19 protein-coding genes are annotated in these 21412 nt (G+C 61.3%); 7 read left to right on the top strand and 12 right to left on the bottom strand.

The window, feature by feature from the left end; genetic code table 11:
* From A7D21_RS06210 to A7D21_RS06180, 7 genes are all read right to left on the bottom strand, one after another.
* Complete coding sequence (locus A7D21_RS06210) at positions 1 to 861, bottom strand: branched-chain amino acid ABC transporter permease (RefSeq protein WP_078826904.1); 861 nt, start codon at positions 859 to 861, stop codon at positions 1 to 3.
* A gap of 68 nt (positions 862 to 929) precedes the next feature.
* Complete coding sequence (locus A7D21_RS06205; RefSeq protein WP_069551266.1) at positions 930 to 2132, bottom strand: ABC transporter substrate-binding protein; 1203 nt, start codon at positions 2130 to 2132, stop codon at positions 930 to 932.
* A 160-nt stretch (positions 2133 to 2292) separates the two neighbouring features.
* A complete protein-coding gene (locus A7D21_RS06200) occupies positions 2293 to 3063 on the bottom strand; it encodes a FadR/GntR family transcriptional regulator (protein ID WP_053256996.1) in 771 nt (256 codons plus the stop codon).
* 109 nt (positions 3064 to 3172) lie between these two features.
* A complete protein-coding gene (locus tag A7D21_RS06195; RefSeq protein ID WP_069551265.1) occupies positions 3173 to 3928 on the bottom strand; it encodes an alpha/beta fold hydrolase in 756 nt (251 codons plus the stop codon).
* Between the two features lie 103 nt (positions 3929 to 4031).
* Positions 4032 to 5447 (bottom strand): efflux transporter outer membrane subunit, encoded by a 1416-nt coding sequence (locus tag A7D21_RS06190; protein ID WP_069551264.1) that lies wholly within the window; start codon positions 5445 to 5447, stop codon positions 4032 to 4034.
* On the bottom strand, positions 5440 to 7413 hold the full coding sequence (locus A7D21_RS06185; RefSeq protein ID WP_069551313.1) for a MacB family efflux pump subunit: 1974 nt from the start codon (positions 7411 to 7413) through the stop codon (positions 5440 to 5442). The genes A7D21_RS06190 and A7D21_RS06185 overlap by 8 nt, the downstream gene beginning before the upstream one ends.
* Before the next feature lies 1 nt (position 7414).
* Entirely contained in the window at positions 7415 to 8587 is a 1173-nt protein-coding gene (locus A7D21_RS06180) for an efflux RND transporter periplasmic adaptor subunit (RefSeq protein WP_069551263.1), read from the bottom strand.
* Positions 8588 to 8844: 257 nt separating this feature from the next.
* On the opposite strand from A7D21_RS06180, the gene A7D21_RS06175 reads away from it, so the two are divergent.
* The 5 genes from A7D21_RS06175 to A7D21_RS34180 all read left to right on the top strand — a co-directional run bounded on the left by A7D21_RS06175 (position 8845) and on the right by A7D21_RS34180 (position 13837).
* The gene (locus A7D21_RS06175; protein WP_053256992.1) at positions 8845 to 9327 is read left to right on the top strand and encodes a sigma-70 family RNA polymerase sigma factor; all 483 of its coding nucleotides are present in this window, start codon (positions 8845 to 8847) and stop codon (positions 9325 to 9327) included.
* A gap of 119 nt (positions 9328 to 9446) precedes the next feature.
* Positions 9447 to 10784, top strand: coding sequence for a lysine N(6)-hydroxylase/L-ornithine N(5)-oxygenase family protein (locus A7D21_RS06170; protein ID WP_053256991.1), 1338 nt, complete (start codon positions 9447 to 9449; stop codon positions 10782 to 10784).
* Positions 10785 to 10850: 66 nt separating this feature from the next.
* A complete protein-coding gene (locus A7D21_RS06165) occupies positions 10851 to 12071 on the top strand; it encodes a putative DNA modification/repair radical SAM protein (protein ID WP_053256990.1) in 1221 nt (406 codons plus the stop codon).
* A complete protein-coding gene (locus A7D21_RS06160; RefSeq protein WP_069551262.1) occupies positions 12068 to 12901 on the top strand; it encodes a TIGR03915 family putative DNA repair protein in 834 nt (277 codons plus the stop codon). Before A7D21_RS06165 ends, A7D21_RS06160 begins: the two co-directional genes overlap by 4 nt.
* A gap of 42 nt (positions 12902 to 12943) precedes the next feature.
* Positions 12944 to 13837, top strand: a complete 894-nt coding sequence (locus A7D21_RS34180; protein WP_083272159.1) for a GNAT family acetyltransferase — start codon at positions 12944 to 12946, stop codon at positions 13835 to 13837.
* Positions 13838 to 13964: 127 nt separating this feature from the next.
* Here A7D21_RS34180 and A7D21_RS06150 read toward each other — a convergent pair whose 3' ends face one another.
* The 5 genes from A7D21_RS06150 to A7D21_RS06130 form a co-directional block, all read right to left on the bottom strand.
* Entirely contained in the window at positions 13965 to 14984 is a 1020-nt protein-coding gene (locus A7D21_RS06150; protein WP_069551261.1) for a branched-chain amino acid aminotransferase, read from the bottom strand.
* 224 nt (positions 14985 to 15208) lie between these two features.
* Positions 15209 to 16588 (bottom strand): dihydrolipoyl dehydrogenase, encoded by a 1380-nt coding sequence (gene lpdA, locus A7D21_RS06145; protein WP_053256987.1) that lies wholly within the window; start codon positions 16586 to 16588, stop codon positions 15209 to 15211.
* Between the two features lie 3 nt (positions 16589 to 16591).
* Positions 16592 to 17851, bottom strand: a complete 1260-nt coding sequence (locus A7D21_RS06140; RefSeq protein WP_069551260.1) for a dihydrolipoamide acetyltransferase family protein — start codon at positions 17849 to 17851, stop codon at positions 16592 to 16594.
* Positions 17852 to 18910, bottom strand: a complete 1059-nt coding sequence (locus tag A7D21_RS06135) for an alpha-ketoacid dehydrogenase subunit beta (protein WP_053256985.1) — start codon at positions 18908 to 18910, stop codon at positions 17852 to 17854.
* 1 nt (position 18911) lies between these two features.
* Positions 18912 to 20147, bottom strand: a complete 1236-nt coding sequence (locus A7D21_RS06130; protein ID WP_053256984.1) for a 3-methyl-2-oxobutanoate dehydrogenase (2-methylpropanoyl-transferring) subunit alpha — start codon at positions 20145 to 20147, stop codon at positions 18912 to 18914.
* 193 nt (positions 20148 to 20340) lie between these two features.
* Here A7D21_RS06130 and A7D21_RS06125 point away from each other — a divergent pair, with 193 nt between their 5' ends.
* Together A7D21_RS06125 and A7D21_RS35150 are read left to right on the top strand one after the other, a co-directional pair.
* On the top strand, positions 20341 to 20823 hold the full coding sequence (locus A7D21_RS06125) for an Lrp/AsnC family transcriptional regulator (RefSeq protein ID WP_053256983.1): 483 nt from the start codon (positions 20341 to 20343) through the stop codon (positions 20821 to 20823).
* A 162-nt stretch (positions 20824 to 20985) separates the two neighbouring features.
* Complete coding sequence (locus A7D21_RS35150) at positions 20986 to 21213, top strand: hypothetical protein (RefSeq protein WP_084375795.1); 228 nt, start codon at positions 20986 to 20988, stop codon at positions 21211 to 21213.
* The last annotated feature ends 199 nt before the right edge of the window (positions 21214 to 21412 follow it).

Raw genomic sequence — 21412 nt, 5'->3', positions numbered from 1 at the left:
TCAGGCTCTCCCGAACAGGCCGTAAGGACGCACCAGAATCACCACGGCCATCGCGCCGTAGATCATCAGGCTCGCGCCTTGGGGCCAGAGTGTGGTCATCAGGCTTTGCACCACGCCCACCAGCAAGCCGCCGACCAGTGCGCCGCTGAAGGAACCCATGCCGCCGATCACCACCACCACGAAGGCGACCCCGAGAATTTCCGGGCCGACGAAGGGTTGGGCGCCGCGCAGCGGCGCGAACAGCACACCGGCCACGCCAGCCAGGGCCACGCCCAGGGCAAAGGTCATCGAAAACAAACGCAAGATGTTGGTGCCCAGCAGCGATACGGTTTCAGTGCTTTCACTGCCCGCGCGCACCAGGGCGCCGAAGCGTGTGCGTTCCAGCAGCAGCCACAGGCCCAGGCCCACCAGCCCGGAAAACACGATCAGAAACAGGCGGTAGTAGGGGTAGACGAAATCACCCACCACCAGCACGCCGCGCAGCAGTTCCGGCACGGCGACGCTTTTGCCCACCGGGCCCCAGATCATCACGCTGGCTTCCTGGATGATCAGCGCAATCCCTAAGGTCACCAGGATCTGGAACATGTGCGGCAAGTGATAAATCCGCTGGATCAATAATCGCTCGATGACCCAGGCCAGCGCGGCCACCACCAGCGGCGCAATCAGCAGCGCCAGCCAGAAGTTGCCGGTGAGGCTCACGGCGGTGTAGCAGATGTAGGCGCCCAGCAGAAAAAACGCGCCGTGGGCGAAGTTGACGAAGTTGAGCAGACCGAAAATGATCGTCAGCCCGACCGCGATCAGAAAGTAGATCATCCCCAGCCCAAGGCCGTTGAGTATCTGGAACAGGTAAAGATTCAGCATGCAGAAACCCTCGGACAGCTGGCCGCGGGGGCGGCCCTGTCGTGTGCAACCGGTGATGGTTCAGCGGATCAGCCGAGCACGCAGCTCGTGGCGTCCACCGGCGGGAAGGACTGGCCGGCGCTGAGCACCTTGGCCAGGTCGTCCTTGTCGGCCATCTCGGCGCTGGCTTTGCCGATCATCAGGTAGTAGTCCTTGATCACCTGGTGGTCACCGGCGCGGATTTGCTCCTTGCCGGTCGGGCCTTCGAAGCTCAGGCCTTGCAGGGCCTTGGCGACGGTCGGGCCGTCGAAGCTGCCGGTGGCGATAATGGTGTCGAGCATTACTTTGGTGCTGATGTAGTCGGCAGCCAACGGGTAGGTGGGGTTGATGCCGTATTTGGCCTGGGTCAGCTTGACCAGTTCACGGTTGAGCGGGCTGTCGACCTGATGCCAATACTGCGCACCGAGGTACACGCCTTCGAGCACATCGCTGCCCAGTTCCTGGAACTGATCAAGGCCGGCGGACCACACCAGCAGCACTTTCATGCGCTCCTTGATACCGAAGTTCACCGCCTGGCGCAGGGTGTTGGATGACTGGCTGCCGAAGTTGAGCAGGACCAGCACATCAGGCTTGGCCGCGATGGCATTGGTCAGGTAGCCGGAGAACTCTTGCTCCTGCAAAGAGTGATAGCTGTTGCCGACGTGTTCCAGACCGTGGTCCTTGAGCACGGTTTTCGCGCCTTCGAGCAAGGCTTCGCCGAATACATATTGCGGGGTGATCGTGTACCAGCGCTTGGCGTCCGGCAGCAGCTTGATCAACGGCACAATGGTTTCGCGGATCGCGCCGTAGGTCGGTACCGACCAGCGGAAGGTGGCCTTCTTGCAGTCCTTGCCGGTGACTTCATCGGCGCCCACCGGGGTCATGAAGACGCCGCCGACCTTGTCGACTTCCTTGGCCACCGCCAATGCCGATGACGACAGCGTGCAGCCCTGGAAAAACCGTGCGCCATCCTGCTGGATCGCCTCCTGGACCTTGCGCACCGCCTTGCCGGCGTTGCCTTCGGTGTCGATGACTTTGTAGTTCAGTGGGCGGCCGAGGATCTCGGGGTGCTGCTCTACCGCCAGGCGCGAACCCATGTCGGCAAACTTGCCATAGCTGGCAAAGGCGCCGGACATGGACTTGAGGCCGTAAAAGGTAAACGGCTCGGCGGCGAATGCAGAGCGCACACTCAAGGGAAGGCTGAGCGCGGCGGCGGCGGTAAGGCTGGCTTTCAACAACGTACGACGCTGCATGGGGTGACTCCCTGGTTTAGTTATTGGCAGGAGCGGCAATGGCGATACGGTGGAGCAGGGCCTGTGGGCAGGCCTGTTATTGAGTTGGGTGAAACGGTCCGACGGTTGAAGCTCGGTCAAGTGTGGGCGCTGGGTTTGCACAGGGTGATTGCTGGTGTTCTCAGTGGTTGTGATCAAACTCCAGCAAAAAGTGCGGGCTGACCTCGCCTTCAAGGGCGGTCATATGGTGTTCGGCATCGCACATGTGCTCGTGCATCAAGCTGCGCACCGCGCGTTCGTCCTCGGCGCGGAAGGCGAGCAGCAACTGCTTGTGGTAGTCGAGGTTGGCCGCGTCGAACTGCTTGCGCTTGGGTTTGTAGGCTTTTTTCAGCACCACCAGATCGCGCAGCAGGTCGTTAAGAAATTGCGCCATAAAGCTTAACAACGGGTTGGGGCACGCCTTGGCCAGCAGGTTGTGGAACTCGAGTTCGGCCAGACGCTGTTCACGTTGGCCGGCTTCGCTGTCTTCCGGTGCACTGCAAAAATCGACGTTGTCTTGCAGGGCCTGATAGTCGTCTTCGCTCAAACGCCCGAGCACTGACACGGCCAGTTCCACCTCGATAACCTTGCGCAGTTGGTACACCTGCTCGCCATCCAGGTGCTGGAAGTGCAGGTAGTTGCGCAAGGCGCGGCTTGCCGGTTCGGTACCGGCCTGATTCAAGTAAGCGCCGCCACTGGGCCCGGTGCGCGTGCTCACCAGGCCTTCCACTTCGAGTGCCTTGAGCGCTTCACGCGCCGAGCCTTTGGAGCACTGGAAGCTTTCCATCAGCTCGCGTTCGGTGGGCAGGCGGTCGCCTGGCTTCAGGGCATCGGTGACGATGGAGCGCTTGACCGACTCGACAATCACGTCGGAGAGCTTCTGGCGTTTGCGTCGTAGCGGACGGCTGAGCATGGCGGTCTATTGATCCTATTAATGCGGATTAATAGCACTTAATAACGATTGAGCGAGAGCGTCAACGCAGTGTGTCGTTTTCGGCGCGAACAGGTCGTAAACACGGTGGCTATTCCCAGTTACCCAAGTCGAGGCAGCGCGTCGAAGGCGGCGGCTGTGTGCCGGACACCAGAAAATCACCCACCCACCGTTTGACGCACCCGGCGGCGACGGCGCGAGCCGACTCCTTGAGCAACAGTTGCTCGACACCGGACGCGGCCGGTTCACGGTCCTCGACGTTAACCAGCACCATGCGTGCAACGCGTTCCGGAAACAGCGCGGCATATCGCCCACCGACCCGGGTGCCTTCAGCATTGCCCAGGTAGTTGAGCTGTGTGTCGCCCAATTGCGCGCGCACAAACTCCATATCACGTGCGGCCTGCTCGACCCCGTTGGGTTGGCTGAGGTCGCGGGCGCTCAATTCGATGACGTCATAACGGTTGACCAGTGTGCGATAGGCCTGGGTGGCGTAGGACTCCCAGCGGCTGACCAAATGGACGGCGAAGGTCGTGCCTTGACCCTTTTGCGGTTCACCCGATTGGATGAACACCATGCCCTCACGGCTCAGCGGCTGCCGTGCGCCGACACGGGTCAGCGATAGGAGCACATTGCCACGCTGGGGGGCGGCATAGTCGCGAGGCACGTTTACCCTGCCGCATTGAGTTCGGTCCAGAACCTCGGGGTCCGGCCGTTCGAAGGCGGGGAAGGGGCAGTCCAGCAGCCAGTCAATTGTGCTGGGCGCAATCAGTGGCGCGGTAAGCGCCCGGCTTGCTATCAGCCAGAGGCAGACGCACACCAGGCTTCTTACAAGAACGCTGGGTTTCATCAAGAGGTTCCGGGCAGCCGTTTGAAGGCGGCTTTTTTACCAAGGACCTTGGGTCAAAGAATGTAGGTTGGATAAACGCTTTGTGTAGGAATGTGGAGTTTTGTTATTGGGACTTGGCCTCCCAGCCGCCGCCCAGGGCTTTGTACAGCGCAATGCTGGCTTGCAGCCGTGACAGTCGCAGTTGCACATTCGCGTCCTGGGCCGCGTACAGCGTGCGTTGGGTTTCGAGCACAGTCAGCAGGTCTTCCGCGCCGGCCTGGTAGCGGCTTTCGGCGATCCTGAAGGCAGTCTGGGCCTGTTGCAATTCCTCGGTCTGCCATTCGCGCTGCTGGTCCAGGTGGGTGATGCTGCTGAGGGATTTCTCCACATCGGCAAAGCCGTTGATGATCGCGCCGCGATAGGTTTGCAGCAGTTCGTCCTGCCGCGCACGCGCCTTGTCGCGTTCAGCGCTTAAACGGCCATTATTGAAGATCGGCGCCACCAGGCCCGAGGTCAGGTTGTAGAACGGGCTGCGCAGCAGATCTGCGGCCTTGTAGGAACCCGAACCGAGCGTGGCGCCCAGGGTCACGGTGGGCAGCATCGCCGCACGGGCCACGCTCACATCGGCACTTGCCGCAGCCAGCTGTGCCTCGGCCTGGGCCAGGTCGGGGCGGCGGCTAAGCAGTTGGCTGGGCACGCCCGGGCCAATCACCGGCCAGGTCAGCGCCTGGAACGACTCGGTGCCCAGGTCCAGGGCCTGGACCGGCTGGCCAAGAAGGGCTGCAAGGGTGATCAACGATTCTTCGGCCACTTGTTGAATCAGCGGCAACTGGCGTTGCTGGCTGGCCACCAGACTCTTTTGTTGCGCCAGTTCCAGTGCGGTGGCGGAGCCCGCATCGTAGCGGGTTTGCACGAGGTCGAGCACATGGCGGGCATTCGCCAGGTTCAGCTCGGCGATCTGTTGGCGTTGGCGAGCAGCAAGCGTTTGCGCATAACGGTCGGCGACGTTGCTGAGCAGGGTCAGCTCGACCGTGGCCTGGTCGAACTCACTCGCTCGCAGGCTTTGCAGCGCACTGTCGCGAGCGGCGGCGCGCCCGCCCCAGAAGTCCACTTCATAACTGGCGGTGAGGTTGGTGCCAAAGCTGTCGACGGTTTTGTTGCTTGCTGTGGCATCCAGCGATGCGTTGCCGCTGCCGTGCAGGAGTTTTTCGCGGCTGGCGGTGAGGTTGAAGTTCACTTCGGGTAACAACGGTGCCCCGGCAATGACCGCACTGGCCTGGGCCTGGCGCACCCGTGCCATGGCGGCGGCCACGTCATAACTGTCACGGCGAGCCTGGTCGACCAAGCGGTTGAGTGGCGGGCTGCCGAAGTGTGTCCACCAGCGCTGGTTGGTCGCCTGCGTTGCCTCCCGCTCGGCATATTGCCACGCCGGCGGCAGCGCTATGCTGCTGTCGACGTCGTGAGGAGTGCCTGCGCAGGCGTTGAGCAACAGGCACAGGCCAAGGACCGACAGGTGCGGTGTGATGAGTCGTTTATTCACTGGTCAAGGCCTTAACCGGATCGAGCCGGGCAGCTTTACGGGCCGGCATGAAGCCGAATGCGACACCGGTGACCAGTGCACAGCCAAATGCGCCGAGTACTGCCACCAGGGAAAACTGCACGGCGACTTCTGCCAGCATCAGCACGCCGCCCACCAGCAATGCCAGGGCAATGCCGAACAGGCCGCCGACGACCGAGAGCATCACCGCCTCGGTAAGGAACTGGCGCAGGATGTCACGCTGGCGCGCACCGGTGGCCATGCGGATGCCTATTTCGCGAGTACGCTCGCGCACGGTCATCAACATGATATTCATCACACCAATCCCGCCCACCAACAGGGAAATCGCGGCAATCGAACCGAGCATCAGCGACAGCGTATTTTGCGTGCGTGCCTCGGCCTGGATCATCGCCGCGTCATTGGTCAGGTGGTAGTCGCGCTTGTTGTCGTGCAGTGTTTGCATCAGTTGATCGATGGCCAGTTCCGCCTCGTGCACCTTGCGTGCATCCGCAGCGGCAATCACCACGTATTCGGGGTTATAGCTGCCCAACAGGCGCACGCTGGCAGCGGTGTAGGGGATGGCAACACGGTCGTCGCTGTCTTGCAAACCGGAGCTGGAGCCTTTTTCCGCCAGCACGCCAATCACCTGGAATGGCACGTTTTCTATCAGAATGTATTGGCCGATGGGGTTGATGACGCCCTTGAACAGCTTTTCGCGTACACGGTGACCGATCACGGCCACCGTTGCCCCGGAGCGCTCGTCGGCCTCGGTGAAGTAGCTGCCCTCGACCACCGGCCAGTTGAAGATCTCGGGAAAGTTGGTGTCATTGCCACCGACATAAGCCATGTAGTCGACATTGCCAAAACGCACACCGGCATAGTTGCCATTGACGGGCATGATGCGCTTGACCTGCGGCAGCGTCGCCAGGGCCGCCACATCGTTGAGGGTCACAATCCCCATCGGGGTGCGCGGGTTGGGCGAAGAGCCACTGAGGTAGATGATGTTGGAGCCGAACGCGCCCATCTGTGCCATCACCTGGCGTTTGCTGCCTTCGCCCACCGCCAGCATCACCACCACCGACGCCACGCCGATGATGATCCCCAGCAGCGTCAGCGCAGTACGGAACCGGTTGATCCACATGACCCGCCAGGCCGCCAGCACGGCGTCGATCAGTTCGGCTTTCCAGGCGCCGTTATGTTCGGCGCCGTCGGCGAGGCGCTGGCGCAGGTCTACGGCTTGCAGCGCGTCGCGGTTGGCCGTGACGGGCACATGGGTTTCACTCAGCGCCGAATCGCGGATGATCAGGCCGTCGCGAATTTCGATGATGCGGTTGGCCCGCGCCGCGACTTCGCGGTCGTGGGTAATCAGGATGACCACGTGGCCCTGGCTCGCCAGCTCGTCGAGCAGGGCCATTACTTCGGCGCCACTGTGGCTGTCGAGCGCGCCGGTGGGTTCATCGGCGAGGATGATATGCCCGCCGTTCATTAACGCGCGGGCAATCGACACGCGTTGTTGCTGGCCGCCGGAGAGTTGGTGCGGGCGGTTGGCGGTGTGATCGGCCAGGCCCAGGCGGGTGAGCAGGGCCTTGGCGCGGGCGTGGCGTTCGGCGGCACTGATACCGGCATAGATCGCCGGCATCTCGACGTTTTCCTGGGCCGAGCCCGAAGGGATCAAGTGGTAACCCTGGAACACAAACCCAAAGGCTTCTCGGCGAAGCCAGGCCAGTTCGTCGCTGCCCAGGTGTGCGACGTTTTCCCCGGCGAACCGGTATTCGCCTTCCGTGGGGCGGTCGAGGCAGCCGAGGATGTTCATCAAGGTGGATTTGCCGGAGCCGGAAGCGCCGACGATGGCGACGAATTCCCCGGCATGGATCGACAGGTCGATCCCGCGCAATACATCGACCTGCGGGCTGTCACCGCCGCCATAGGATTTACGGATGTTCTTGAGTTCGATCAGCGGCGTGGTCAAATCAACCCCCACTGCCGTTGGCCGGGCCGATCAACACATGATCGTCTTCCTTCAGGCCTTCCAGCACTTCAACCCGTAAACGGTCGCTGATACCCAGGCGTACTGCGCGTTTCTCGATGGCGCCGTTTTTGGCCACGACCCGAGCGATCGGCTGGTCGGTGCCGGGACTGCCGAGCAGGGCCGCAACCGGTAGGGTGAGGACGTCCTTGACCTGGCTGGCGACGAAGAACACTTGAGTGGTCATTTCGGCCATCAGCGCGTTATCGGTGTTGTCCACATCCAGCAGCACGGTGTACAGCACCACACGGCCACTGCCGGTTTTGCTCGTACTGTTCGGGCTGCCATTGCCCTGGCTGGTTTCATTCAGCGGCTTGGGCGGTATCGGCAAAATCTGGCGCACGGTGCTGGTCCAGCGCCGGCTGCCGCCGCTGAGGGTGGTGAAGTAGGCGGTCATGCCGGGTTTGACGTGGCCAATGTCGGCTTCGGAGACCTCGGCCCACACGGTCATCGGCGACAGCCTGGCGATGCGCAGGATCAGCGGCGTCTGTTGCTGAGCATTGAGCGTCTGGCCAACCCGTGCGTCCACCGCGACGACGGTGCCGGCCATTGGCGCAAAGATGCGCGTGTAGCCCAGCTCGGCCTCGTCGCTGCGCAGGCTGGCCTGGGCCTGGCGGATCTGCGCCTGGAACATCCCGACGCGCGCCTGGGTGGCGTCCAGCTCGGCCCTGGCGGTTTGCACGTCTTCCTCGCGGGTGGCGTTACCGGCGGCCAGGCGTTGCTGGCGTTGGTGTTTTTGCCGCGCCAGCGCGTGCTGAGCCTGCTGCTCCTGCAACTGGGCCTTGAGGTTTTCGATGGCGTAGCGGCTGGCGTCGAGTTTGGCCTGTTGCGTGGCGGGGTCGATTTCCACCAGCAATTGGCCTTCCGAGACCTGATCCCCGGCTTCGACATGGATCTTGCGGATCTGCCCGGACGCCTGGGCGCCCACATCGACGTACCGGCGCGGTTGCAGGGTGCCGAGTGCCGTGACGCTGTTTTCAATGTTACCGCGCGTTACGGTGACCGTGGTCAGGGTGTCGCGGCCCGACGGCAACACCTGCCAGGCGGCCAGCGCAATGAGGGGAATCATGCACGCGACAGCGAGCAGAGCGCGTCGGACGGGGCGAGGGCGTTTCATGCGTTGGTTCCAGCCAGGAAGTTTGGACCGCAGTTGCGGGGAGCTGACTGTTATACGAGAAAATCGCCCGAATATTTAGGTGCTTACATATGCCGTAACAGCTCCGTCGAATAAAAAAAAACCGCCGTTGATGCAAGACTTCTTTAAAAGTAGATGAGAATTACTATAAATTGCACGCACTCAAACTGCCACTATCCGCTGGCTGTCGTCTTTAGCATGCAAGGATCTGATGCCGTCTTCCCAGACGGTCGGGAGTCATGTTGGAAAACTACTATCGCGAGCTGGTGTGTTTCCTCAACGCCAAGCTGGGCAACCGACAGGTGGCCGAGGATGTGGTGCATGACGCTTATGTCCGAGTGCTGGAGCGCGCCAGTGACACGCCGATTGAACAACCGCGGGCGTTTTTATACCGCACTGCGCTGAACCTGGTGATCGACGGCCATCGGCGCAACGCCTTGCGCCAGTCCGAACCCCTGGAAGTGCTGGACAGCGAAGAACGCTTCGCCACCAGTTCGCCCCACGCCAGCCACGATCAAGCGCGCCGCCTGGATATGCTCGAACGTGCCCTGGCCGAGCTGCCGGCGGCCTGTCGCGAGAGCTTCCTGCTGCGCAAGCTCGAGGGCCTGTCCCACCCGCAAATCGCCGAGCACCTGAGCATTTCCCGCAGCCTGGTGGAAAAGCACATCGTCAACGCTATGAAGCATTGCCGGGTGCGCATGCGCGAGTGGGATGCGCACTGACCAATGATTAGTTAAATTTTATTTCACTGTCCTCGTTTCCTATCAACACACGGCCTGTTGTTCAGGCCTTGCAGGTATTCCCGCCCCACCGCCAAGGGGCTTATCCAGAGGACACTGGAATGACACAGGCAATTGCTTCGCCCGCGGTTCACGACCTGATCGGGATCGGTTTCGGCCCCTCGAACCTTGCGCTGGCCATCGCCCTGCAGGAGCGTGAAAAAGCCCAGGGCAAACTGGATGCACTGTTTCTCGATAAGCAGGCTGACTACCGCTGGCACGGCAATACCCTGGTGACCCAGAGTGAACTGCAGATTTCGTTCCTCAAGGACCTGGTGACCTTGCGCAACCCCACCAGCCCTTACTCCTTCGTCAACTATCTCAAGGCCCACGACCGCCTGGTGGACTTCATCAACCTGGGCACCTTTTACCCGTGCCGCATGGAGTACAACGACTACCTGCGCTGGGTTGCCGGGCAGTTCCAGGCCCAGGCGCGCTATGGCGAGGAAGTGCTGGCCATTGAGCCAATCCTGCATCAGCACCACGTCGAAGCGTTGCGTGTGATCTCCCGCGATGCGCTGGGCGAGCAGCATGTGCGCACCACCCGCTCGGTGGTGGTCAGCGCCGGTGGTACACCGCGTGTGCCGCCCGCGTTCAAAGCGCTCAAGGATGACGGCCGGGTGTTCCACCATTCCCAATACCTGGCGCGCATGGCCCAGCAGCCATGCGTGGAAGGTAAGGCGATGCGTATTGCGATCATCGGTGGTGGCCAGAGCGCGGCGGAAGCCTTTATCGACCTCAATGATAGTTTTGCCTCGGTGCAGGTCGATATGATCCTGCGCGGTTCGGCGCTCAAACCGGCCGATGACAGCCCGTTCGTCAACGAAGTGTTTTCACCGGCGTTTACCGACCTGGTGTTCCAGCAAGTCGGCGCCGAGCGTGAGCGCCTGGTCGCCGAATACCAGAACACCAACTACTCAGTGGTGGACCTGGACCTGATTGAACGGATCTACGGTATTTTTTACCGCCAGAAAGTCTCCGGCGTTGCCCGCCAGGCTTTCCGCACCATGACCGTGGTCGAAAAAGCCAGCGCCGGGCCGCTGGGCATCGAGTTGACGCTGCGCAACAACGCCAGTGGCGAAACCAGCCTCAGCCATTACGACGCAGTGATCCTGGCCACCGGCTACGAGCGCCAGATGCACCGCGAACTGCTGGCGCCGCTGCAAGCCTACATGGGCGACTTCGAGGTGGCCCGCGACTATCGCATCGTCACGGACGAGCGCTGCAAGGCGGGGATCTATATTCAGGGTTTCAGTCAGGCCAGCCATGGTTTGAGTGACACGCTGCTTTCGGTATTGCCGATTCGTGCCGACGAGATTGCCGCGTCGCTGTACGAAAACGATCGCAGCCGGGGCAAGGGGCGTTCGGTGCAGGATTTGCTGCTGGCAACTGCCAGCTGACAGGCTGCACTTGTGACAGGCAGGGCCGCCTGATACTGTACAAAAAACCAGTATCGGTAGCCCTCCATGCAGTTGATCGAAAAACTCAGCATCCTTGCCGACGCCGCCAAGTACGACGCTTCCTGCGCCAGCAGCGGCGCGCCCAAGCGCAGCTCCGAGGGCAAGGCGGGCCTGGGCTCCACTGATGGCATGGGGATCTGCCACAGTTACACTCCGGACGGGCGCTGTGTGTCGTTGCTCAAGGTGTTGCTGACCAACTTCTGTCTCTACGATTGCCAATACTGCGTCAACCGCCGCTCCAGCGATGTGCCCCGCGCGCGTTTCAGCCCGGAGGAGGTGGTCACCCTGACCCTGGATTTCTACCGGCGTAATTGCGTCAGCGGGCTGTTTCTCAGTTCCGGCATCATTCGTTCGGCTGACTACACCATGGAGCAACTGGTGCGGGTCGCCAGGCTCTTGCGCGAAGAGCATGACTTTCGCGGCTATATTCACCTCAAGACCATTCCCGAAGCCGACCCGGCGTTGATCGCCGAGGCCGGGCGTTATGCCGACCGGTTGAGTGTGAATATTGAACTGCCCACCGATGCCAGCCTGCAAACCCTGGCGCCGGAGAAGCAGATTGTGTCGATCAAGCAAGCGATGCAGACCATCTACACCGGCGAACAGACCGTCCTCAACGAGCCGCGCGCACCGCGTTTCGCTCCGGCTGGGCAGAGCACGCAGATGATCGTCGGCGCCGATGACACCGACGACAGCACCATCCTGCATGGCGCCGAGGCGTTGTACGGCAACTTCAAGTTGCGCCGTGTGTATTACTCGGCGTTCAGCCCTATTCCCAACAGCCCGAAAAGCGTGCCCCTGGCGGCACCGCCACTGATGCGCGAGCACCGTTTGTATCAGGCGGACTTCCTGCTGCGCAGCTACGGTTTCAGCGCTAATGAATTGTTTGAAGGCCCCGGGCACCTGGCGCTGGATATCGACCCCAAACTCGCCTGGGCCCTGGAGCACCGCGAGGTGTTTCCGTTGGACCTGAATCGCGCCGAACCGACCTTGATTGCGCGTATTCCCGGCATCGGTCTGCGCACCACCCAGCGTTTGGTGGACCTGCGCCGCGAACGCAAGATCCGTTTCGAAGACCTGGCGCGCATGCGCTGCGTACTGGCCAAGGCCAAGCCGTTTTTCATCACCAGCGATTACCACCCGCAACAGGCTGAAAGCACCAGCGTGCTTTTGCGCGAGCAATTGCGCGACCGCCCGCAGCCACAGCAAATGGGCTTGTGGGGATGATCAGCCTGGAATGCGACAATCTCTTCAGTACCTGGCGCGAACAGGCGCGTTGGTTGCTCAGCCATCAGGTCGACCCCAGCCAGGTGAGCTGGGGCGAAGCGCAAGGGGCGGACCTGTTTGCTACCGATGAGCCGATACCGGAAGGGCTCGGCCCGTTCCAGGCGCGGATTCCCAAGGCGCTTTTGGAGCTGCTTGAGTCGGCCGCCTGTTATCACGGTGACCAGCGTTGGAGCTTGCTGTACGAGGTGCTGTGGCGGGTCAGCCATGGCGACCGCACCGCGATGCTGGCGGGTGACAAGCTGGGCAGCGAGTTGCAACGGCGGATCAAGCAGGTCAGCCGCGAAGCGCATCACTTGCATGCGTTCGTGCGGTTTATCGCATTGCCGGCGCAGGCGGGCGCAGCGTTACCGGAATACGTGGCCTGGCACGAGCCGGCCCATGACATTCTCAAATCCGCCAGCCAGCACTTTATCGGGCGCATGGGCCGCCATCGCTGGATGATCGCCACGCCCCTGGACGGGGTGTATTACGACGGTGAGCAGTTGATTCATCAACGGGAATGCCCTAAGGCGTGGCGGCAACTGGCACAGAATGTCGACGACCCTCACAGCGCGATGTGGCTGACGTACTACAGCCACATTTTCAACCCGGCACGGTTGAACCCCAAGGTGATGGAGGGGCATTTGCCGAGTCGTTTCTGGAAGAATTTGCCGGAGGGTAAGTTGATTCCAGGGTTGATCAGTGAAGCGCGGACGGGGAAGCAGCGCGATGGGCAGGCGAAGATGATTGGCGTGAAACCCGGCAAGCGCATTGGGAATCCGGTTAAATAGGTATCCTGATGTTTGTTATTGCGGTGTCCGCCAGGAGGAATCATGTCTACCGCCGTTCGTCTCGCCCAGGCAGTCGATGCCGAGGGGATCAGCCAGGTCATCCTGGCAGCCTTGCACAGCAGCAATGCGCGGGATTACCCGGCGGATGTGATCGCGCGGGTCGCCAGTCACTTCACCCCCGACGCCGTGCGGGTCTTGCTCCAGCGGCGGGTTGTGCTGGTGGCCATCCAGGACGTGGAGATCGTCGCCACCGCGGCGCTTGATGGCCACGTGGTGCGCTCGGTGTTCGTCAACCCGGCACTGCAGGGGCAGGGCATTGGCCGCCTGCTGATGATCGAAATCGAACTGCGCGCCCGTGACGCCGGGGTCACGGTATTGAGTGTGCCGTCCTCGCTGACCGCTGAGCCGTTCTATACCAAGCTGGGTTTTCAGACGGTGCGCAATGTTTATCACGGTAACGAGCGCACCCTGGTCATGGAGAAGGCGTTGTTATCTCGCCATCCCATTGGGCCGTATCGCGACCGTCAGCACCGTGCGCAAGTGGTGGCCTTGTGGCAGGAGGCTTTCGGCTATGACACCGCCCACAACCTGCCCACCCTGGCCATCGATAAGAAGCTGGCGGTCAACGATGGACTGTTCTTCGTGGCGACGGATAAAAAAGCCGTGATCGGCACTGTCCTCGCAGGTTACGACGGGCATCGAGGTTGGCTGTATTCGGTGGCGGTGCACAGTGAATATCGTCGGCAAGGCCTGGGCGCTTCGTTGGTGCGGCATGCCGAGCAGGCGTTGACTGCCTTGGGGTGTATGAAGATCAACCTGCAGATTACGCGGGGCAATGACGCGGTGGTGGGGTTCTACGAGGCGTTAGGGTATGGGGAGGAGCCGAGGATCAGTATGGGGAAGAAGATTACCGCGAATATCCCGGCTCAATCCTGAAAACACTGTAGATCAAATGTGGGAGCGGGCTTGCTCGCGAATGCGCAGTGTCAGTCACCTGATTCAGTGCTGACAGACCGCATTCGCGAGCAAGCCCGCTCCCACATTGGGTTATGCGTGTGGGCTGTTAGACCTTGACGATCCAGCCTTCCGGCGCTTCAACGTCACCGGTCTGCACACCGGTCAGCTCTTTGTAGAGCTTCTGGGTGATCGGGCCCACTTCCGTTTCGCTGTGGAACACGTGCAGTTTGCCGTTGTACTGGATACCGCCGATCGGCGAAATCACCGCCGCAGTGCCGCAGGCACCGGCTTCCTTGAACTGGTCCAGTTTGTCGATGAAGACTTCGCCCTCGACCACTTTCAAGCCCAGGCGCGACTGGGCCAGTTCGATCAGCGACAGGCGGGTGATACCTGGCAGCACCGAAGGCGACTTCGGCGTGATGAACTGGTTGTCGTGGGTAATCCCGAAGAAGTTGGCCGAGCCGACTTCTTCGATTTTCGAATGGGTCATCGGGTCCAGGTAGATCGCATCAGCGAAACCGGATTTCTTCGCTTCGGCACCCGGCATCAGGCTGGCCGCGTAGTTGCCGCCGACTTTGGCGGCACCGGTGCCCTGTGGCGCGGCGCGGTCGAAGGTGGAAATCTGGAAGTTGTGTGGCACCAAACCGCCCTTGAAGTAGGCGCCGACCGGAATGGCGAAGACCGAGAAGATGAACTCCGGCGCGGTACGCACGCCGATGTTGTCACCGGTGCCGATGACGAACGGGCGCAGGTACAGCGCGCCGCCGCTGCCGTACGGCGGGATGAACCGCTCGTTGGCCTTGACCACTTGTTTGCAGGCGTCGATGAACGCGTCGGTTGGCACGTGCGGCATCAGCAGGCGGGCACAGCTGCGCTGCATGCGCGCGGCATTCTGGTCAGGACGGAACAGGTTGATCGAGCCGTCCTTGCAGCGGTAGGCCTTGAGGCCTTCAAAGCACTGCTGGCCATAGTGCAGGGCCGTCGAGCCCTCGCTGATGTGCAGCACGTTGTCGTCGGTCAGGGTGCCTGTTTGCCATTCGCCGTTTTTCCAGACTTGGAGAAACCGCTTGTCGGTCTTGATGTAGTCAAAACCCAATGTGTCCCAATTGATGCTTTCGTTACCCATGACACCCTCTATCTCTGGTCAACCGCCTGGTCGAAGGCAGGCTTGTCGGTTTTTTTCTGGATGGGCGCAACAATACTTCATTCTTGGCCGGTGTGGGAGCGGGTGGGCAGGCCATTCAGCCGGTGTGTTGGCTGATCCGCCACTATCGCAAGCGAACCAGCTCCCACCCTGGAATGCATTTCCCTGTGGGCGTCGGGCTTGCCCGCGATGGCCTCTGCGCGTTTTTACAGGTGCAGCGCGTGACCCAAGGCCCGTAACGCAGCTTCCTGCACGGCCTCGCCGAGGGTCGGGTGGGCGTGGATGGTGCCCGCCACATCTTCCAGGCGCGCTCCCATTTCCAGGCTCAGGCCAAAGGCCGTGGACAGTTCGGATACCCCCACGCCCACGGCCTGCCAGCCGACAATCAGGTGGTTGTCACGCCGCGCGACCACGCGCACGAAGCCGGCTTTGGACTCCAGCGTCATTGCCCGGCCATTGGCCGCAAACGGGAAGCTCGACACAATACAGTCCAGGCCCGCCGCCTTGGCTTCGTCCGGGGTCTTGCCCACCACCACCAGTTCCGGGTCGGTAAAGCACACCGCCGGGATCGCCGCCGGGTTGAATTCCCGCGATTTACCACTGATCAGTTCGGCAACCATCTCACCCTGGGCCATGGCCCGGTGCGCCAGCATCGGCTCGCCGCTCAGGTCGCCGATCGCGTACACATTGCGCATGCTGGTCTGGCAACGGCTGTCGATCTTGATCGCCGCACCGTTCATGTCCAGGTTCAGCGCTTCGAGGTTCCAGCCCTGGGTGTTGGGTTTGCGACCCACGGCCACCAGCACCTGATCCGTCTCCAGCGACAGGGTGTCGCCATTCGGGTCACGCACTTGCAGGCTGTTGTGCTCAAAACCGGTCACGCTGTGCTTGAGGTACAGCTTGACCCCCAACTGTTTGAGGGATTCAGCCACGGGCAGTGTCAGCTCGCCGTCGTAAGCGGGCAGGATACGTTCTTGCGCCTCGACCACACTGACCTCGGCGCCGAGCTTGCGGTAGGCAATGCCCAGCTCCAGGCCGATATAGCCGCCACCCACCACAACCAGGCGCTTGGGCACGCGGGTAGGCGCCAGCGCTTCGGTGGAGGAGATGATCGGCCCGCCAATCGGCAGCATCGGCAGGTTGACGCTTTTCGAGCCGGTGGCCAGCAGCAGGTGTTCGCACTGGATACGCTGGTCGCCGACGTCGACGGTTTTGCCGTCGACTACCTTGGCCCAGCCGTGAATCACGTGCACTTTGTGCTTTTTCAACAGCGCGGCAACGCCGGTGGTCAAGCGGTCGACGATGCCATCTTTCCATTCCACGCTTTTGCGGATGTCCAGGGTCGGCACATCCACTTCGATGCCCAGCTGTGAGCCCTGGCTATGGTGCACGGTTTGCTGGAACTGCTCGGCCACATGGATCAACGCCTTGGACGGAATGCAGCCGATGTTCAGGCACGTGCCGCCCAGCGCCTGGCCTTCTACCAAAATAGTCGGAATACCCAGCTGGCCCGCCCGAATCGCGGCCACATAACCACCAGGGCCGCCGCCGATAATCAGCAGCGTCGTGTTCAATGTCTGAGACATGCCTTACTCCAAAAACAGGCTGGCGGGTTGTTCGAGCAGGCCGCGAATGGCCTGGATGAATTGCGCCGCATCCATGCCGTCGACCACGCGGTGATCGAAGGAGCTGGAGAGGTTCATCATCTTGCGCACCACGATCTGGCCTTTGATGACCATTGGCCGCTCGACAATCCGGTTGACGCCGACAATCGCCACTTCCGGCAGGTTCAGCACCGGCGTGCTGACGATGCCACCGAGCGCGCCCAGGCTGGTCAAGGTAATGGTGGAGCCGGACAGCTCATCCCGGCTGGCCTTGCCATTGCGTGCAGCGGTGGCCAAACGTGCGATTTCCTCGGCATTGCCCCACAGGCTGCGTGCTTCGGCGTGGCGCACCACCGGCACCATCAAGCCCACGTCGCTCTGGGTGGCGACACCCACATGCACCGCGCCGAGGCGGGTGATCACCTGGTTTTCGTCGTCGTAACGCGCGTTGATCTGCGGGAAGTCGCGCAGCGCCACAACCATGGCGCGCACGATGAAAGGCAGCAGGGTCAGTTTGCCGCGTGTCGCGCCATGTTTCTCATTGAGGTGCACGCGCAGCTCGTCGAGGGCGGTGACGTCGATTTCTTCCACGTAGCTGAAATGCGCGGCGCGACGGGTGGCGTCCTGCATACGCTGGGCGATCTTGCGGCGCATGCCGATCACCGGGATCTGTTCTTCGCTGTTGCGTTCGGCGTAAGGGTTGCCCGCCGCAGAGGGTGTTGCCGGACCCTGAAGCAAATACGCCTCGAGGTCTTCGTGCAAAATGCGCCCCGCCGGGCCAGTGCCCTGGACCAGACGCAGCTGAATCCCGGCATCCAGCGCATGCTTGCGCACGGCAGGGGAGGCCAGTGGGCGTTCGTCGGCTTCACGGGCCACAGGTGCCTGAGTGGCCACGACCGGCGCGGGTTTGCTGGCGGCTGGCGCAGGCTTGGCTTCCACCACCGGCGCCGGCACTGCTTTTACCGGCTCAGCCACCGCCGGCGCCTCTTTGGCATTGCCTGCGCCTTCCACTTCGATACTGATCAAAATACTGCCCACGGCCATGACTTCACCCGGCTCGCCGCCGAGGGAAATCACTTTGCCGTGCACCGGCGAGGGAATGTCCACCATCGCCTTGTCGGTCATCACATCCGCCAGCACCTGGTCTTCAACCACCAGGTCGCCCACCTTCACGTGCCATACCGACAGTTCAACTTCTGCGATGCCTTCGCCGATGTCCGGCATCTTGATAACGTGCGTGCCCATTCAGACCTCCATAACCCGTTTCAACGCCGCGCCCACTCGGGACGGCCCTGGGAAATACGCCCACTCTTGCGCGTGCGGGTAGGGCGTGTCCCAACCAGTGACGCGTTCGATCGGCGCTTCCAAGTGGTGGAAGCAATGCTCTTGCACCAGCGCTACCAGTTCGGCACCAAAGCCGCAGGTGCGGGTGGCTTCATGCACCACCACGCAACGGCCGGTCTTTTTCACCGACTTGACGATGGTTTCCAGGTCGAGCGGCCAGAGGCTGCGCAGGTCGATGACTTCGGCGTCGATGCCGGTTTCTTCGGCGGCCACTTGCGACACATACACCGTGGTGCCGTAGGTCAGCACGGTGACGGCCGAGCCGGGGCGCACGATGGCGGCCACGTCCAGCGGCACGGTGTAGTAACCGTCCGGCACTTGCGCTTGCGGGTGTTTCGACCACGGCGTGACCGGGCGATCGTGGTGGCCATCGAACGGGCCGTTGTACAGGCGCTTAGGCTCGAGGAAGATCACCGGGTCATCGTTTTCGATGGAGGCGATCAGCAGGCCCTTGGCATCATACGGGTTGGACGGCATTACCGTGCGCAGGCCGCAGACCTGGGTGAACACCGCTTCGATACTCTGGCTGTGGGTCTGGCCGCCATAAATGCCGCCGCCACAAGGCATGCGCATGGTCAGCGGCGCCGTGAACTGGCCGGCCGAGCGGTAACGCAGGCGCGCCGCTTCCGAGATGATCTGGTCGGTGGCGGGGTACACGTAATCGGCGAACTGGATTTCCGCGACCGGGCGCAGGCCATAGGCACCCATGCCCACGGCCACGCCGACGATGCCGCTTTCCGAGATCGGCGCGTCGAAGACCCGCGAGCTGCCGTACTTGTTCTGCAAGCCTTCAGTGCAACGGAACACGCCGCCGAAGTAACCGACGTCCTGGCCGAATACCACCACATTGTCGTCACGCTCAAGCATCACATCCATGGCCGAGCGCAGGGCCTGGATCATGGTCATGGTGGTGGTGGTCATGGCAGTTTCCAGTTCAATACTGTTGTTGTGATCGTTCATGTCAGATCCCCAACGCTTGACGCTGGCGCTTCAAGTGCTCCGGCATCTCTTTATAGACGTCTTCGAACATGGTCGCGGCGCTTGGAATCTGGCCGCCGGCAAGGGTGCCGTACTGTTCGGCTTCTTTTTGTGCGGCAATGACTTCGGCTTCCAGTTCGGCACTGACCGCCGCATGTTCCTCTTCGGACCACTGGCCAATCTTGATCAGGTGCTGCTTGAGACGGGCAATCGGGTCGCCCAGCGGGAAGTGGCTCCAGTCGTCGGCGGGACGGTATTTGGACGGGTCATCGGAGGTGGAGTGCGGGCCGGCGCGGTAGGTGACCCACTCGATCAGGGTCGGCCCGAGGTTGCGGCGCGCACGCTCGGCGGCCCAGGCGGAGGCGGCGTACACCGCGATAAAGTCATTGCCGTCCACACGCAGGGAGGCAATCCCGCAACCGACGCCGCGTCCGGCGAAGGTGGTGGCTTCACCACCGGCGATGGCCTGGAAGGTCGAGATCGCCCACTGGTTGTTGACCACGTTGAGAATCACCGGCGCACGGTAGACGTGGGCGAAGGTGAGGGCGGTGTGAAAGTCGGATTCGGCGGTGGCGCCGTCGCCAATCCAGGCCGAGGCGATTTTGGTATCACCTTTGATCGCCGAGGCCATGCCCCAGCCCACACCCTGTACGAACTGGGTGGCAAGGTTGCCGGAAATCGTGAAGAAACCGGCGTCTTTGACCGAGTACATGATCGGCAACTGGCGGCCCTTGAGCGGGTCGCGCTCGTTGGACAGCAGTTGGCAGATCAGGTCGACGAGTGGCACTTCCCGGGCCATCAGGATGCTTTGCTGACGGTAGGTGGGGAAGCACATGTCGTCGATGTTCAAGGCCAGGGCCTGGGCGCTGCCGATGGCTTCTTCGCCAAGGCTTTGCATGTAGAACGACATTTTTTTCTGACGCTGGGCGACCACCATGCGGTTGTCGAAAATCCGCGTCTTGAGCATGGCGCGCATGCCCTTGCGCAGGATCTCGACCGGTACACCTTCGCCCCACGGGCCAAGGGCCTGGCCCTGGTCGTCCAGTACGCGAATCAGGCCTTTTGCAAGGTCGGCGGTGTCGGCGGGTTCTACATCGATGGCGGGTTTGCGCACCAGGCCGGCGTCGGTCAGACGCAGGTAGGTAAAGTCGGTCTTGCAGCCTGGGCGGCCCGAGGGTTCGGGAACGTGCAGGCGCAATGGTGCATATGGCTGATTCATGGCTTTCTACGCTCGATCTTGTGAATTCTTGTAGTGGGCGCGCTAGCTGACAGTCAGTCTCCGGGTAGGAGAAATCTGTCCTACAAACATCATAGGCGTGGCGTAGAAGAATATTTATCTGTGTTTCGTTGCGCTCGCGGTCATTTGCGGATAAAAAAACTGCATAACCATAATAAACAGGTGATTTTGTCTCATGCGTAAACTGGACCGTACCGATATCGGCATTCTCAACGCCTTGCAGGAGAATGCCCGCATCACCAACGCCGACCTGGCCCGCTCGGTCAACCTTTCACCCACGCCGTGTTTCAACCGGGTCAAGGCGATGGAAGAATTGGGCCTGATCCGCGACCAGGTCACGCTGCTCGATGCGGATCTGCTCGGGCTGCATGTCAACGTGTTCATCCATGTCAGCCTGGAAAAGCAGAACGAACTGGCCTTGCAGCAGTTTGAAGGCGCGATCTCGAACCGCCCGGAAGTCATGGAGTGCTACCTGATGGCCGGCGACCCGGACTACCTGATCCGCGTGCTGGTGCCAACAATCCAGTCACTGGAACGCTTCATGATGGACTTTCTGACCAAGGTGCCGGGCGTGGCCAACATCCGCTCAAGCTTTGCGCTCAAACAAGTGCGCTATAAGACGGCGTTGCCGCTGCCGCCGGATGGTTTGATGGTCTGATTGAAGGTTGACGGCGGCGCTACCTTGCGCTGCCGAGTCATAGGTTGACTGTGTGCAGAGACGTTTCCATCTTTTTATTGAGGCTTATCAATATAACCTGAACTTTTATCTGAGCGTTCCAACGCACCTGCTAAGCTGAACTTTTAAATGGCGGGATACGTCATGGATAATCAGCAATTAATATGCCGTGCGCTCTACGACTTTAATCTAACTCAGCTTTCTATTGCCGCAGCGCTAGAAGATATGGCCGCGCTGATCGAAACGCTAAGTTGCCTGCCGCCGCCGATCAGTGCGTCATTGAAACGCCACCTGGAAACGGTCGGCCGAAACTGTGATCGCTCCTGTAATGCGATGTATTCGCTACTTAGTGAAGAGGCTGAAGTCGAGTGACCTAGCGGGTTGTACGCAAGGATTGGGCAACTTTGTTTGTTAGCTAAGTAACAGAAAAGTCTGAACGTTGTTTGCCGAAATAATAAATTTTTACGTGAGTGCTCACATATTTTTCACACATGACTACACACGATGGTAGCTATAAGCCACTTAACTAATAAGACCAGGCAAGAGGTGAGTAGATATGTCCATGAGATGG

The sequence above is a fragment of the Pseudomonas sp. AP19 genome, from assembly GCF_001728855.1.
In the GTDB taxonomy this organism is placed as follows: domain Bacteria; phylum Pseudomonadota; class Gammaproteobacteria; order Pseudomonadales; family Pseudomonadaceae; genus Aquipseudomonas; species Aquipseudomonas fluorescens.
Note: the sequence above shows the minus strand (reverse complement) of the source record. Positions and strands in the feature narration are given on the sequence as shown.